The organism is Sphingopyxis sp. GC21 (genome assembly GCF_025727575.1).
Lineage (GTDB): Bacteria > Pseudomonadota > Alphaproteobacteria > Sphingomonadales > Sphingomonadaceae > Sphingopyxis > Sphingopyxis terrae_A.
Genome location: NZ_CP095845.1, coordinates 3,819,627 through 3,834,839, shown reverse-complemented (window position 1 = coordinate 3,834,839; position 15,213 = coordinate 3,819,627). Strand labels below are relative to the sequence as shown.

14 protein-coding genes are annotated in these 15,213 nt (G+C 63.0%); 9 read left to right on the top strand and 5 right to left on the bottom strand.

What is annotated here, in order from left to right; genetic code table 11:
- Positions 1-27: 27 nt before the first annotated feature.
- Entirely contained in the window at positions 28-1,029 is a 1,002-nt protein-coding gene (locus tag MU856_RS18525; protein ID WP_186401278.1) for an esterase-like activity of phytase family protein, read from the bottom strand.
- A 173-nt stretch (positions 1,030-1,202) separates the two neighbouring features.
- Between MU856_RS18525 and MU856_RS18520 the strand changes: the two genes are divergently transcribed.
- The 7 genes from MU856_RS18520 to MU856_RS18490 all read left to right on the top strand — a co-directional run bounded on the left by MU856_RS18520 (position 1,203) and on the right by MU856_RS18490 (position 8,609).
- Positions 1,203-1,604 (top strand): glycine zipper 2TM domain-containing protein, encoded by a 402-nt coding sequence (locus tag MU856_RS18520; protein ID WP_062901188.1) that lies wholly within the window; start codon positions 1,203-1,205, stop codon positions 1,602-1,604.
- A 175-nt stretch (positions 1,605-1,779) separates the two neighbouring features.
- The gene (locus MU856_RS18515; protein WP_082819843.1) at positions 1,780-2,871 is read left to right on the top strand and encodes a Ppx/GppA phosphatase family protein; all 1,092 of its coding nucleotides are present in this window, start codon (positions 1,780-1,782) and stop codon (positions 2,869-2,871) included.
- Complete coding sequence (locus tag MU856_RS18510; protein WP_062901190.1) at positions 2,868-3,590, top strand: RlmE family RNA methyltransferase; 723 nt, start codon at positions 2,868-2,870, stop codon at positions 3,588-3,590. The genes MU856_RS18515 and MU856_RS18510 overlap by 4 nt, the downstream gene beginning before the upstream one ends.
- Positions 3,591-3,594: 4 nt before the next feature.
- Entirely contained in the window at positions 3,595-5,055 is a 1,461-nt protein-coding gene (locus MU856_RS18505) for a S41 family peptidase (protein WP_263588148.1), read from the top strand.
- Between the two features lie 25 nt (positions 5,056-5,080).
- Complete coding sequence (locus MU856_RS18500; RefSeq protein WP_263588147.1) at positions 5,081-6,238, top strand: iron-containing alcohol dehydrogenase; 1,158 nt, start codon at positions 5,081-5,083, stop codon at positions 6,236-6,238.
- 260 nt (positions 6,239-6,498) lie between these two features.
- Positions 6,499-7,767 (top strand): tyrosine-type recombinase/integrase, encoded by a 1,269-nt coding sequence (locus MU856_RS18495; RefSeq protein WP_186401279.1) that lies wholly within the window; start codon positions 6,499-6,501, stop codon positions 7,765-7,767.
- A 323-nt stretch (positions 7,768-8,090) separates the two neighbouring features.
- Positions 8,091-8,609, top strand: a complete 519-nt coding sequence (locus tag MU856_RS18490; protein WP_003046339.1) for a DUF305 domain-containing protein — start codon at positions 8,091-8,093, stop codon at positions 8,607-8,609.
- 189 nt (positions 8,610-8,798) lie between these two features.
- On the opposite strand, the gene MU856_RS18485 is transcribed toward MU856_RS18490, so the two are convergent.
- Positions 8,799-9,749, bottom strand: a complete 951-nt coding sequence (locus MU856_RS18485; protein ID WP_186401280.1) for a chromate transporter — start codon at positions 9,747-9,749, stop codon at positions 8,799-8,801.
- Here MU856_RS18485 and MU856_RS18785 point away from each other — a divergent pair.
- Positions 9,748-10,095, top strand: a complete 348-nt coding sequence (locus MU856_RS18785; protein ID WP_156001166.1) for an alpha/beta hydrolase — start codon at positions 9,748-9,750, stop codon at positions 10,093-10,095. The genes MU856_RS18485 and MU856_RS18785 overlap by 2 nt on opposite strands.
- A 182-nt stretch (positions 10,096-10,277) precedes the next feature.
- On the top strand, positions 10,278-11,012 hold the full coding sequence (gene hutC / locus MU856_RS18480; protein WP_051066410.1) for a histidine utilization repressor: 735 nt from the start codon (positions 10,278-10,280) through the stop codon (positions 11,010-11,012).
- Positions 11,013-11,018: 6 nt separating this feature from the next.
- On the opposite strand, the gene MU856_RS18475 is transcribed toward hutC, so the two are convergent.
- Genes MU856_RS18475 through MU856_RS18465 form a run of 3 tightly spaced genes read right to left on the bottom strand, consistent with a single transcriptional unit; the run spans position 11,019 to position 15,168 of the window.
- Entirely contained in the window at positions 11,019-11,750 is a 732-nt protein-coding gene (locus tag MU856_RS18475) for a PepSY domain-containing protein (RefSeq protein ID WP_003046347.1), read from the bottom strand.
- Positions 11,747-12,451, bottom strand: a complete 705-nt coding sequence (locus tag MU856_RS18470; RefSeq protein WP_186401281.1) for a PepSY domain-containing protein — start codon at positions 12,449-12,451, stop codon at positions 11,747-11,749. The genes MU856_RS18475 and MU856_RS18470 overlap by 4 nt, the downstream gene beginning before the upstream one ends.
- Before the next feature lie 11 nt (positions 12,452-12,462).
- Positions 12,463-15,168 (bottom strand): TonB-dependent receptor domain-containing protein, encoded by a 2,706-nt coding sequence (locus tag MU856_RS18465; protein WP_003046355.1) that lies wholly within the window; start codon positions 15,166-15,168, stop codon positions 12,463-12,465.
- Between the last annotated feature and the right edge of the window lie 45 nt (positions 15,169-15,213).

Below are 15,213 nucleotides of genomic sequence, written 5' to 3'. Positions count from 1 at the left end.
GACGTGCTGCGACAAAAGGCCGCCGGTTTACCGCGCGGCCTTTTTGCTGCCCGGCAGGTCGACGAGTTCGAATTCGACGAGCAGGCTGCGCTGCCAGGCGTTGAAATTATTGTCCGCGACGAGCCAGACGAACGTGCGGCCATCCCTCCGCATAACGGCCGCCCCTTCATAATTGTCGGCGAGCGGCGCCGGAACCTGACCGATCGCCATCGACCGGACGACAGCGTCCTTCGCAATATCGGCGGGGTCGACGATCGCGAGGATCGTCGTGAAGATCGGGGAGAGGCCCAGCCGCCGGTGAACGAGCAGAACGCGGCCGTCGGGTAGCGGCGCGGCATCGCTGACCAGCCCCTTTCCTTCTGCCTCATAGAAGAAGCGCAGCGGCGCCGGCCCCGGTGCGGCCGGGTCGCCCGTGTAGAGCAGCGCCTCTCGTCCCCGCGGATCGCGGTGCGCGTCTTCGGAAAAGATCAGGGTCCGGCCGTCGGCCAACCGTGCCATCGCCTCCGGCCCGCTGTTCGACGGCCAGGCCGGTTCGGGCAAGGCGCGGCGCGATTCGATCTTCGTCAGCGCCGGATCGAGCCGCCAGACCTGATTGAGCCCTTCTAGCGCCAGCCAGGTCCGGCCGCTTAGCGGGTCGACCAGCATCGATTCGACGTCGCGCTGCGATTTGTTGCGCTCGCCGCCGGTCGGGGACGGCCCGGCCGGTGACGGAATCGTGCCGATGTGCGCGGCGCGCGGCCGGCCGTCTTCGGTCAGGGTCATGCGGACCAGGACGCCGTTATCCCCGGCTAACTGAAACCGGTCGGGGCCGGTCAGCGCCAGCGCGGAAAAGCCGCCGAACATGGCATTGGGGCTGACGAGCTGCCAGCCGCGCACGAAGCGCAGCGTTCCGGTCTGCCCCGCCGGATAGACCAGGGGCCGCGCCTCGATCCGTTGCGAGGTGCGGTCCATGACACGCAGCCGCTGCTCGGTTCCGGGCAGCGGGCCAAGCAAAAGGAAGATGGCGGCGGCGGAGAGAAGGCGGCGCATCGCCGCGGCGATAGGCCCGAACCTTCCTCGCAGGCAAGCCCGGTGTCCGGCGCGCGAAGCTGAACAAATGCCAACAATGGCGTTCAGGCTTCCCTCAAGACGAATCGGGCAAAACCCTTTCATCGACCCACCGCCCGCACCGGGCAGACGCAAGAGATTGAAGGAGAAAGACGATGAAAAAGATGATGACGCTCTCCCTCGCCGCCCTGATGTCGACCGCGACGCTGGGCGTGGCGACGCCGGCCGCCGCCCAGCAGGGCTATTACGACGGCAGCTATGGCACCTATTACAGCGGCTATGGTCGCGACGACCGTCGCCACGACCGTTACGAGCGCCGCTATGACCGCCGCGACTATCGAGCCGACCGCCGCTACGATCGTCGCTACGACCGCCGCAATTATCGCCAGTGCGACAATGGCACCGGCGGCACCATCATCGGCGCGATCGCGGGCGGCCTCGCAGGCCATGAAATCGCCGGCCGTGGCGACCGCACCGTCGGCACGATCATCGGCGGCGCCGTCGGCGCCATCGCCGGCCGCGCCATCGACAAGGGCAATGACGGCTGCCGTCGCTAAGGCAGGCCCGAGCCCCAACAAAAAACAGTCTCCCTTGCCCCGTCCGGCCCCGCGCCGGGCGGGGTTTTGCTGCGCCATGCGCCTTGCCATCGCGGCGGGGCGCGCCTAGGTTCGGTCCCAAGTGCACACCCGCGGCTGATCGCGGGTGGGTGAGTTGAGACAGGTCATTTAAATCATGCGGCAAATGGCAGCGCCATCGGGCCGACCGCCGCGGTCAGGACAGGCGGCAAAAGGACGAAACAAGACGGCACCGCCCCCGCGGCCCGTGCCGGTCGTACGACCGCGCAGCTATGCCGCCATCGACCTTGGCACCAATAATTGCCGTTTGCTGATCGCGCGCCCGCAGGAGGGCGAACTGGTCGTCATCGACGCTTTTTCGCGTATCGTGCGCCTCGGCGAAGGGCTGCACAGCACCGGCCGGATCAGCGAAGCCGCGATGGACCGCACCGTCGCCGCGCTCGCCATCTGTGCCGACAAGCTGCGCCGCCGCCATGTCACCCTATCGCGCGCGGTGGCGACCGAGGCGTGCCGCCGCGCCGCCAACGGGGTCGAGCTCGCCGACCGGGTGCGCCGCGAAACCGGTATCGTACTCGACATCATCTCCGCCGCCGAGGAAGCGCGACTTGCCGCGCTGGGTTGCCACAATCTGATGGAACCCGGCGACGGTCCGGCGCTGATCTTCGACATCGGGGGCGGTTCGACCGAGCTGATGCACGTCGATATATCCGACCATGATGTTGCGATCCGCGACTGGATCAGCGTGCCGTGGGGCGTCGTCTCGCTGACCGAACATGCGCCGCCAGCTGAGGATAATCTCTCGGCCCGGCAGGCGAGCTATGCCCATATGCGCGCGGTGACGCGCGAGGCCTTCGCCGGTTTCGCCGAACGGGTGAAGTGCTACGAAGGCCAGCCGCTGCGTTTGCTCGGCACGAGCGGCACGGTAACGACCCTGGCGAGCGTCTTTCTTGATCTGCCTCGGTACGATCGGCGCGCGGTCGACGGGCTGGTCGTTCCCACCGACGCAATGCGCGACATCAGCCGCCGGCTCGCCGAGGCGAGCCTCGACGACCGTGCCGAAATCGCGTGCATCGGCCGCGAACGCGCCGATCTGGTCGTCGCGGGCTGCGCGATCCTTGAAAGCATCATCGATCTGTGGCCCGCATTGCGCGTCGGCGTTGCCGATCGCGGTATTCGCGAAGGGATATTGCGCACGCTGGCGATGCAGGGGCGCGACATTCCAGTCACCCGGCGCGAGTATCGCAAATGAGCGGACGCAAGGGCGGAGGCGGGGGCGGAAGCGGGCGCGGCGGACTGCACGAGCGCGTCAAGACCGCGCGTCGGCGCACCGCATCCTCGACGCGCTGGCTGCAGCGTCAGCTCAACGACCCTTATGTGCGGCGCGCGCAGGCCGAAGGCTATCGGTCGCGCGCCGCGTACAAGCTGATCGAGCTCGACGACAAATTCGGCTTTCTCAAGAAGGCGCGTGCGGTTGTCGATCTGGGCATCACGCCTGGCGGCTGGTCGCAGGTGGTACGCAAGGCCAACCCCCGCGCGCGCGTCGCCGGTATCGACCTGCTCGCCTGCGAACCGATCGAAGGCGTTGTGATCCTCGAGATGGATTTCATGGACGATGCTGCCCCCGACGCGCTGATCGAGGCGCTCGGCAGTGCGCCCGACCTCGTGATATCGGACATGGCGGCCAACACCGTCGGCCACCCGCAGACCGACCATCTGCGTACTATCGCTCTCGCCGAGACGGCCGCCGATTTTGCGGTCCAGACGCTGTTGCCCGGCGGTGCCTTCGTCGCCAAGGTGTTCGCCGGAGGCGCCGACCGCGAATTGCTGATGCTGCTCAAGCAGAATTTCGCGAGCGTGAAACATGCCAAGCCGCCTGCAAGCCGCAAGGGGTCGCCCGAGCTATATGTGATCGCGCAAGGGTTCAAAGGACGCGGCGATAGCGCGCCGGAGCATGACGAAGGGGAGTAGGGACATGGCGAAACCGAGGGTGCCGCTGACCGCATTGACGATGGCGGCGCTGATGCTTGCCTCGTGCGGCGGAGGAGGAGGTAGCAGCACGGCGGGGAGCGGGCCGGTAACGGTCACCCCGACACCCAGCCCGACCCCCACGCCCGCAAGCTGCGGTCTGTCGGCACAGCAGTCCTTTGCCAAGTCGGTGATCGACGAATGGTATCTCTTCCCGAACGATGTCGCGACGAACGTCAATCCGGCCAGCTATTCGACGGTGCAGGATTATATCGACGCGCTGGTGGCGCCTGCGCGAGCGCAGAGCAAGGATCGCTATTTCACTTACGTCACCTCGATCGCCGAAGAAGAGGCCTATTATAACAGCGGGTCGAGCGCCGGTTTGGGCGTCCGCCTGACTTACGATCCCTCGACCCAGCGCGTGATTATCGCCGAAGCCTATGAAGGCGCCCCCGCCCTCGCCGCCGGGATCGATCGCGGCACGCAGATATTGGCGATCGGGACCAGCGCCGCCAATCTGCGCAGCGTCGCCGACATCGTCGCGAGCGAAGGGACCGCGGGCATCACCAATGCCCTGGGGCCAAGCGATCCGGGCGTTACGCGCTTGCTGCGGATCAGCGATGCAGGCGGCACCCGCGATGTCAGCGTCACCAAGGCCGACTATAATATCGACCCCGTGTCCGACCGCTATGGCGCCAAGGTGATCACCGAAGGCGGCCAGAGCTATGGCTATATCAATCTGCGGACCTTCATCAGCTCGGCCAATGATCAGTTGAAGGACGCTTTTCTGAATTTCCGCAGCCAAGGGATCACCAATGTCGTGGTCGATCTGCGCTACAATGGCGGCGGCCTTGTGGCGACCGCAGAGTTGTTCGGGGACCTGCTCGGCCGCAACCGCGCGGCAAGCGACGTCTTTTCGCGGACCAGCTTTCGCGCGTCGAAATCCGCGAACGATGAGACCCACAATTTCACGCCGACCACGCAGTCGATCGCGCCGACGCGCATCGCCTTCATCGGCACCGGATCGACTGCGTCGGCGAGCGAACTCGTCATCAACGGCATGCTGCCCTGGCTCGGCACCAATATGACGCTCGTCGGCAGCAACACCTATGGCAAGCCGGTGGGCCAGATCGCGCTCGACAAAAGTGAATGCGACGAGCGGATGCGCGTGATCGCCTTTTCGACGGGCAATGCGAGCGGGCCGAGCGACTATTTTACCGGGTTGGCGCCCAAGATAGCGAACAGCTGTGCGGCCGCGGACGATCTCGATTATCCGCTCGGCGACGTGCGCGAGGCATCGGTACGCGCCGCAATCGATTTCCTGTCGGGACAAAGCTGCGCGGCGCACATCGCAAGCGCATCCGCCGGCATCGCCGCGCGCAGCTTCGCCGCCGCACCGGCCGCGCCGGAGATGCTGATGCCGGCCGACCCCCGCGCCGCGCAGCGCGAATTGCCGGGCCTGTTTTGACGCTGCGGCGCGAAGGAGCATGACCATGGCCTCGATCTTCCTGCCGCGGTCGATCCGCATCGGCGGCGGCACGATCGCCGAGCTGCCGGCGGCGCTCGCCCAGTTCGGCCTTGCCGCTCCGGCGATCCTGACCGACCCCTTCCTGGCGCAAAACGGCACGCTCGAGCGGCTGCTCGCGATCCTTGACGACGCAGGGATTGCGTCGCGCGCCTATTGCGACGTCATCTCCGACCCCACGGTCGCATCGGTCGAGGCGGCGCACGGCTTTGTCGCCGAAGGCGCGCATGACTGTGTGATCGCGCTCGGCGGCGGCAGTCCCATCGATACAGCGAAGGCGGTGGCTGTGCTCGCCGTACGCGGCGGCACGATGCGCGCGCGCAAGGTGCCGCATCAGGAAGATGCCCCCGCCCTGCCCATCGTCGCGATCCCGACCACCGCCGGCACCGGATCCGAAGCGACCCGCGTGACGGTCATCACCGACGAGACCAATGACGAAAAGATGCTGTGCGCGGGCCTCGCCTATCTGCCGACCATCGCGATCGTCGACTATGAGCTCACCCTGACCAAGCCGCTGCGCCTCACCGCCGACACCGGGATCGACGCGCTGACGCACGCTATCGAGGCTTACGTGTCGCGGCTCGCCAATCCTTTCTCGGACGGCATGGCGCTCGCCGCGATGCGTGCGATCTGGCCCAATTTGCGTACCGCCTGCGCCGAACCCGGCAATCGCGCCGCGCGCGAGGCGATGATGGCGGGGTCGCTGCAGGCCGGAATCGCCTTTTCGAACGCCTCGGTCGCCTTGGTCCATGGCATGAGTCGCCCGATCGGCGCGCATTTCCATGTCGCGCACGGCCTGTCGAACGCGATGTTGCTCCCCGCCGTCACCGCCTGGTCGGCACCGGCGGCGCTGCCGCGCTATGCCGACTGCGCGCGCGCGATGGGGCTCGCGGCAGAGGGCGAAGGCGACCAGGCGGCCGTGGCGCGGCTGGTCGAAGCGCTACGAGACGTCAACCGCGACCTCGCGGTCCCCACCCCCAAAAGCTATGGCATCGACGAAGCGCGCTGGAGCGAATTGCTGCCCCTGATGGCCGAACAAGCGCTCGCATCGGGATCGCCGGGCAACAATCCCCGCATCCCCGACACCGCGACCATCGAGGCGCTGTACCGCGAAGCGTGGGCCTGACCGGCCCGCCGTTGAAATTCCGATGTCAGCGAAGAATGGAGCGGGCGAAGGGATTCGAACCCTCGACCCCAACCTTGGCAACTTGAACGCGATTCGCTTCGGCTTCTTCTTTTTCTACGCTATCGCCCTATAATTGCTTCTTTTCTTGATATCTATCCTACGACGCCCTATCCTCGCCTAGCCGCTGAAACACCGTACAGCGCTGACAATTTGCTGACAATGGCTCGATCCGAGATTTTGTCAGCAAGGGGATTAATAGCATGCCGACGAGCAAGTTGACAAAACGCACGATCGACGCGGTCATTTCGCCGGCCTCGAAACAGCTCATCTATTGGGACACCGAGATTAAAGGATTCGGACTTCGCGTTCTCCCATCGGGCCTGAAGACCTTCATCGTTCAATACCGCAATGCAGAGGGCATTCAGCGCCGGATGAACCTCGGCCGTTTCGGCGTTCTCACGGTTGAACAGGCGCGCGATCTGGCCCGGCTCAAACTGGCCGCCGTCATAGTCGGACAAGATCCGGCCGATGACGCTCGTCAGTCGCGCAATGCGATGACGGTCGCGGAGATGTGTGATTGGTATATCACGGAAGCCCGCGCCGGAAACATTCTCGGCCGGAAGAACCTTCCCATTAAGTCTTCATCGCTCGACATGGACGATAGTCGTATTCGGACCCACATCATTCCCTTGCTCGGAAAGCGCGTGGTCAAGCATCTGAAGATCGCAGATGTCGAGCAGATGCAGACAGACGTGAAGAACGGAAAGACCGCGAAGCCGCGAACCGGAGGACGTGGCGGCAAAGCGACCGGTGGCCCCGGTGTTGCCGGGCGGTGCGTTGGCACTCTTCAGGCGATTATCGCGCATGCCAAGCACAAGGGCCTGCTGGAGGTTCACCCGACGCATGGCGCAAGAAAGCTTGCCGGGAAAAAGAAGACGCGGCGGCTTAGCGTCACGGAACTCGAATTGCTCGGGAAGGCGATTGCCTACGCCGAGATCAATGGCGAGAATCCGGTTGCGCTCGGCGTGTTGCGAACCTTGCTGCTGACTGGATATCGCCGACAGGAAGCGCAGGCTATGCATCACGACTGGCTACATGCAGATCGTGGATATGTGGCCTTTCCGGACACGAAAGGCGGCGCGCAAATTCGCGCCATCGGGCCTGCCGCGATCCGAGTACTCGTCGCGCAAGCCGGCATTGCCGGCAATCCCCACATGTTTCCATCGGCAGTGGGAAGCGGGCCCTTCACCGCCGTTAGCGAATGCCTCAAACGGGTTTGCGGTCTTGCGGGAATAAAGGGCGTCACTCCGCATACGCTTCGGCACACGTTCGGCAGCGTCGCCGGCGATCTTGGTTTTTCCGAACTTACGATCCGCGCCATGCTCGGCCATGCGTCGCAGAATGTCACGCAAGACTATGTCCACATCGACGAAGCTCTGAAGTTGGCTGTGCAGCGGACGTCGAACGAAATCGATCGCCTGCTCCGTCGCGGCGCAGCAATGCTTCGAACCACTGATCTGGCAGCGTAAACGCCACGCTGAAAAGGAGCAGGTCCGCCGCCGACTCCTCGAATGAGATAAATGCCCTTACTCATTGGTCACCCCTCTCGTTGTAAACGAGATGCGCCAGGATCACAGCCATTGGCCACTAGCCATCCGTCAGTGTTCAGACTGGAATCCGGCAAGATCGGTCAGCATTTGGAAGAACTTCGCGGATCGAGAACTGGCCCACCAGGACGCGACTCGCGGTGAAGAATGATCGCCGAAAGGGAACAGAGTTCGGTCGTCCGGCATTCATTCCATAACCCGCAATCGGAATTGCTTTGCCGCATCATACGAAAGGAGCAAGAGCCATGAACGGCGACATGAAAAAGCATGGATCGAGCTACGGCCGGTTTGCGGCGATGATCGCGACGTCGACCATTGTCATGTTCGGCCTGATGTATCTGAACAGCTACGCACTCGATCATATTTACTACAGCCAGACGAGAACCTGGATGGCGGTCTATATGGGCGCCGTGATGGCCATCATCATGCTTGGCTTCATGTGGTCGATGTACAATAACCGCCGAATGAATGCGATCATCGTGGCCGCCAGCCTGATCGTCTTCGCAACCTCGTTATGGCTCGTTCGCAGCCAGCAAACCGTCGACGATGTTTCCTACATGAAGGCGATGATCCCGCATCATTCGATCGCCATCATGACCAGCGAACGGGCGAAGATTCGCGATCCCAGGGTCCGCAAGCTCGCCGATGGCATCATCGAGGCGCAGGTTCGGGAAATTGATAAGATGAAGGCATTGATAGTGGATCTCGAGCGGCATCCGATTGCCGCAGACGCGCCGTTGCTGCCCGATTACAGGGAGCGATAGATCCAGCGCAAAATCATCTGGTCCGGCGGCAAATCTCGCATCTTTTGCGAGACCGGATGATGCCGGCACAGCTGGGTAAAATGCCGAGCAGCCATCAACCGCCATTCGTACCGCAGGGATGCGCCATCCCCATTATTTCATCTCCGAGCTTGTTCGCGCCAGATTCGCGTCCGAGATTATGTATCGCAACTATATGACTGCAAGTGCCAGCGCGGCTCCAACGGTCCCAGCAACGAGCGCGAGCGGAGGGCAGCGAAATCGCAGCACAATCAGCAATCCGACGCGCACTATTAGAGCATCGGCGAAAGATTTTACGCCGGACGTCCAGAGCGGGTCATAAAGCGCGGCCGCCAGAATGCCGACGACGACCGCATTGACCCCCATGATCGCGGCCTGCGCGCGAGCATTTTTTGCGATCGCCGCGCGAAACGGCAACGCGCCCGCGACGAGCAACAGCCCTGGCAGAAAAATTGCGACGATGGCGATCAGTCCGCCTGCGAGTGGCGCATCCGGTGAGCCGACGGCTCCGAGATAGGCCGACAGTGCGAACAATGGTCCTGGCAGAGCCTGCGCCGCGCCATAACCGGTCAGGAAAGCCGTATCGTCCACGAAACCCGGGACCAGTTCAGCGTGGAGCAACGGCAGAACGACGTGACCGCCCCCAAATACGAGCGCCCCGGCGCGATAGAAAATACCCGCAAGCTCGAAGAGCGAGCCGCCCCGCCCGGCAACCGGGAGAAGGAGAAGAATAGTGGCAGCCCCCGTCAGCATCAGGAAACTGGCTCTGCGCGTCGGAATCCACCCGCCATTCCCTATGCTGGACCGGACTTTCGGCGTGCAAACAAGCAGCCCGGAAAGAGCGCCAAGCGCAATGAATCCGATCTGCGTCACAGGCGACGCCAGAACCAGCATCCCCGCCGCCGCGGCGGGGCCAGGAAGGAACTGACAGAGCGCCAGCAACTCGGCAAAACCGCTGTCGTCGATCCAGCGACGACGGATGACAAGCTCGTCACGAAAATAGCCCAGATGTGCAATCGGCCCACCAATCGACGTCACCCCGAGCTTCAGGAAGGCCGCAAATACTTCGCGGGCACTGCCAGCGCGAACAGATGGCCGCTCGTTGCCCGATATATCATCCATGCCTCCAACTAGTCTCACTGTCTTCTCAACTCAATTGGCCGGTACACAAACCGCTCCGCGGATTGGTGCTAGCGGCAATGTAAAGCGGCCCATCAAGCACCTCCATGCACCACAGGACGCGCAGCGTGCGATCCGCCTGGTCCGCTCGCGCGCCGACGAACTCAAGATCGGTCCCCATAAGATTGGTGTCATAGGCTTCTCAGCCGGCGGGTATGTGGTCGCCCAGACCAGCAATATATTAGAAGCAGCCTATGAGCCGGTCGACGAAACAGACACAGGGAGCAGCCGGCCTGATTTTGCCATCGCGATGTTCCCCGGCCACCTTTGCCGAGCCAGGTTTCTTTGAAAAAAAGGAGCACGCCGCTGCGCTCGACGAGCGGACAAGGACGCTCGTCATTTCGTTGCGACATCGACGATTGGCAGCCTTCTCTTTTAACTAGCTGGGAAACCGTGAAGTTGTATAGACGACCTATGAGTCCTTCGCCCACTCGGAAGCCCAAAGTTTCAATGCCCAAGCCCCGAGAGGCAATGCCTTCCCTCGACCATGCCGGTGATGAATCGACACCACGCTACGTTGTTATCAAGCAGAGTATTTCCGACGCCGTTCGCGATGGTCGCCTCCAACCAGGCGACCGTGTTCCCTCGGAAGCAGAACTAGTTCAACAATTCGACGTTTCGCGCATGACGGCGAATCGTGCTCTCCGCGAGCTACAGGCTGCCGGAGTTGTCGTGCGGCGCGCTGGAAGTGGCTCGTTCATCGCGGAGCCGAGGCCGATCGGCCAGATGATCGAAATCCGCAACATCGCCGAGGAAATCCGCGAGCGAGGTCATGCCTATCGTGCCCGCGTGATCCAGAACCGGGAAGAGCGCGCCAATGTCGACACGGCGGCGCTGCTCGAAGTTTCGGTAGGGACCAAATTATTCCATTCGATCATCGTCCATCACGAGGCCGAATTCCCGATTCAGATCGAGGAGCGTTTCGTCCTCGCGTCGATCGCGCCCGATTATGGCACGCTCGACTTCACACGGATGACACCGAACGAATATCTGACGTGCATCGCGCCGCTCGAACGGGTCGAGCACCGTGTCTGTGCGACGATGCCCGACGAACGAATGCGCGGCATGTTAGGGCTGTCCGCGAGCGAACCGGTACTCCAGATGACGCGCCGGACATGGAGCCGGTCGCGTCTCGTGTCGCATGCCTGGCTGACACACCCCGGCACCCGGTTCGAACTGTCGGCCGCCTTCTCGATCGACGATTGACGCCGATCAGCTGGTTCGAGCGACAACCACAGGTTTGCGACGGCGTAGCCAGCGGAAATCGGCGCGACTGAAGCTTTTGAACAGCAGGTAGAAGCCGGTTCCGGAAAGCCAGAGTACGCCGAAGGCGACGAAGATGATCAGCGGATGATTGAAGCTCTTCCGGTTGATATAATCCATATTGTGGAGCATCCAGAAGAAGTCCCATGTCCGCCAGGTATCGCCACGCATCACCAGGAAACGGGCGGTGTCGAGCGAAACATAGGCACTGCTGTTTTCGGCGTCCGCGAAATCGACGCGCCACATCGCGCCTTCATGGTCGCGCGATTCAAGATTGGGTTTGGCGAGCACACTTACGTTGCGGATCGGCGCCTCGTTCATCATCGCCGCGACATCGCGGGCGACCTGCTCGTCGACCCGAATATCCTCGCCGCTCGTCGCATCGACAAGGCGTGTGCCCCCGGCGGCGCGGACCTCATAGACCGGCCGCGCACCGAGATCGCGCAGAACCACGCCAGTGACGGGTTCGCCGCGCGGTAGGGCGGCGACATCGAAATATTCGCCGGCGGGCAGCGCGTGCGCGTGCGACATGCCGCCGCCGTGCCCTCCGACCTTGTCCTTGTCGAGCAGCGCCATCACCGAACCGCTGAGCGCCCAGAGCAGGAACTGCAGACCGAGGATCAGCCCCACCCATTTATGGATACGCCGGAAAAAGAGCGGGGTCAGCCGGATGCGTTTCATGCCTGCTTCCTTTTGCGGCGTTTGAAAGACCAGATCAGCAGCCAAGCGCCGGAGAGCGCCATCGCAAAGGCGCTCCAGGCCGCGACGCGGAGCAGCGGATTGTTGACGTCGGTCCGCTCGTCATAGTCCATAATATGCAGCATCCACGCGAAGTCGAAAACGCGCCACAGCGCGTGGCGGCGCGAGATGAGCTCACCCGTCGCCGGCGACAGATAGAGCGTCGGCCGGTTCCAGCCTTCGAACTCGACCTGCCAATATGGTGGCTTGCGCGCCTGCATTTCCTGAGGTGCCTCGGTCAAAAGTCGCACCGAGACGATCTTGCCGTCACCCGTGTAGATGCGCCGTGCCTGTTCGCGGACCTGGGACTCGGTCAGGGCAGGCAGCGGCGCACCCGAACGCGCGTCGAACAGGCGCGCGCCTTCAGGGGTCTCGGCGCGCCAGACCGGTTGGCCGAAAAAGCGCTGGAGACGGATTTCGGACACCCCCGGCGCGGCCGCGACGACCTTCGACGGCGCTGCGAGGCCATCGAGGTCGAAGGGCTGGGCCACCGGGGAGCGCACCAGATGATCGCCGTGGATGGTGTCGATGTGAACGACCACCATGTAGAAGCCGGTCAACGTCCAGAGCAAAGCCTGGACACCCACGACCAGCGCCAGCCATTTATGCGTTCGCCGAACGAGCAGCGGCCAACGTATCGCCATCTCCTGGTTCCTCAGAAGGCGGTGCGGAAACCGACATAGAAGCGCCGTCCGAGCAGATCGTAGGTCATCGTGTCGGTGTTCGCATCGGTGAAGCTCTGGATATAGGGCGCCTTGCGATCGAAGACATTGTCGACGCCGACCTGGAAGCGCGTCTTCTCGTCAATCTCGAAGGCGACCTGGAGATTGTGGTAGAAGACGTTCGGCGTGCTGTAGCCGATTTCGCCGGGCGCCGCATTGAAGTCGGTCGCCTTGCCGATCCATTGGGTCGACCAGGTGGCGCTGACGCCATCCTTCTCGGCGGTCAGCACGCCATAGCCGCGCCATTTGGGATAGCCGCCATTGCCGCCGCCGATGAAGCCGTCGAAATCGATCGGGTCGCCGCCGGGGAACGGCAGAACGACATATTTGTTGAGATAAGTCAGGTTGACGTCGAGCGAGATGTTCACGCTGCCGATGCCGCCCGCATAGACGAGCCCCAGATCGAGGCCATTCATCTCCTCGCGCCCTGTATTGATCGGCTGCGCGGATAGGAAGGTCACTTCGCCCGTCAGCGGGCTGCGCGTGAAATCGTCGCAGAAAGGGTGCGACAGATTCTGGCTCGCATAACATATCGACAGCTTGGTCGATCCGGGGATGGCGCGAATCGCATCCTTGATCTTGATGTCGAACCAGTCGGCCGTCAGCGACAGACCGGGAACCAGCCCTTTGGGCGAGATCACCGTGCCGACGGTCCAGGTCGTCGAGCTTTCGGGTTTCAGATTCTCGTTGCCGCCGACCGTGGTGAGGATCGTCGTGCCGAGCTGCACATAGTTGGCGGGAACACCCGACGCCTGGCAATTGGCGATCAGCGTCGCATTACCGCTCGTCGAATAGCGCGAACAGGGATCGGTGGTGGTCAGATTGCCTTCCGATACGCCGCCGTAAAGTTCGGGCACGTTGGGAATGCGGAAGCCGGTGCCATAGGTCCCGCGCAGGCGGAAGCTGTCGCTGATCATCCAGTCGAGGCTGGCCTTGTAATTCCAGTCGCTGCCGAACAGATTATAGTCCGAATAGCGCACCGCGCCGTCCAGCGTCAGCGCCTCGAAGAAAGGCTTGCCCGCGAGAATCGGCACGGACAGCTCGAGATAGGCTTCCTTCGCCGTGGTCGAACCCGAAATCGGATCCTGCTGGTTCGTGTTGGCAATACCGAGCACGGTCAGCGGATCGGGATCGCGCCAGCCCTTTTCCTTGCGATAGACGACCCCTGTCGCAAAGGAGACGGGGCCAGCTGGAAGGTTGAACAGGCTGCCGTTGAGATCGGCGGTGACCGTCGCCAGTTCGTTGCCGCCGCGATCGCGCGAGGTGAAAAGGATATAGTCGAGAACCTCGGGGGTCAGGTCGCCGGCGCCCAGATAGTCAGCGCAGGGGATCGCAGCTCCAACCGTCACGCTGCACTTGCTCGGGTCGATCGAGTTGCGAATGCGTTCGAGGTTGGCGATGTTGGTCGATCCGTCGATCGCCGTGTTGCGTCCGAATGCCCCCGCGACTTCCCACGCCCAATCGTTGGACAATTTTCCGCGCAGGCCGAACGTACCCTGCCAGGTATCAGTTTCCTGGAAGAATTGACGCGGCCCTGGTTCGGCAAGCCGGCGCTGGATGAGCACGATGTCCTGCCCGGTTGGGTTGGTCGGATTACTCGCCGAAATGGACAGGTTGCGGAGCGTGCCCGGCGTCGCAATCTGATTGGATTTGCGGAATGTATAGAGAAACTCGCCGAAAGCCTCGATGCTGTCGCTGAGGTCATAGTCGACGAAGAAGGCCGTGCTGATGCGTTCGACGGGGCTGACCGCGTTGAGGAAGGGCGCCGAATTGAAATTATGCTTCGCCGCGCTGTACGGCTCGAAGAAGTCGCCATCGCCGCCGGGAGTTTGATTGAAGTTGATTTGTTGCCCGTTGGGCAACACGGCGCGGCCGCCGATCGTCGAGGCACTGTTGACGCACGATAGCGAACCTGGCGTGACCTCAGCGAGCGAACAGGGCGCGCGCGTCGCCATATTGACCGCGCTGGTCTTCTGATACGTCGCGGCGATCATGACACCACCACGATCATTGCGGATGCCCCAGATCAGGTCGGCGGAAAAATCGGAACCGTCGCCCTCGCCCGTGATGCCATAGCGCGCGCTCAGGCCAAGACCTTCATAATCGGTCCGGGTGACCAGGTTGACAACACCCGCCATCGCGTCCGCGCCATAAATTGCCGACGCGCCGTCCTTCAGCACGTCGGTACGTGCCAGCGCTACGACCGGGATCATGTTCAGGTCCGGCGACGAGTTCGCGCCGGTGCCGCCTGCCACGAGACGGCGACCATTAAGCAGCACGAGCGTGCGCTTGATGCCAAGCCCGCGCAAGTTCACCTGCGCCGTGCCATAGCCGTTGCTTGTCCAATAGGCCGAGGTCTGGTTGCCCGCAAAGCCTGCATTGGCGGGAAGGCGCTGCAATACCGTTTCGATGTTGACGATCCCGGTATTCTCGATCTGCTCAGCCGAGACGACCGTGGCGGGTCCGACGCCCGCGAGGTCCTGGCGGCGGATGCGTGAACCCGTCACGACGATGTCCGAACCATTCGGCGCGTCGGTGGCCAGGGGCGGCTGCCCTGACGATTCGTCCTGCGCAAGTGCCGGCGTTGCCAAGACCGCGACTGCCGCGACGCTGGCGAGCAAAAATGTTCTGATCATCATAGCGAAACCCCCTGTTGGTTGGCCGATTTCCCTCAGAGAGCATTA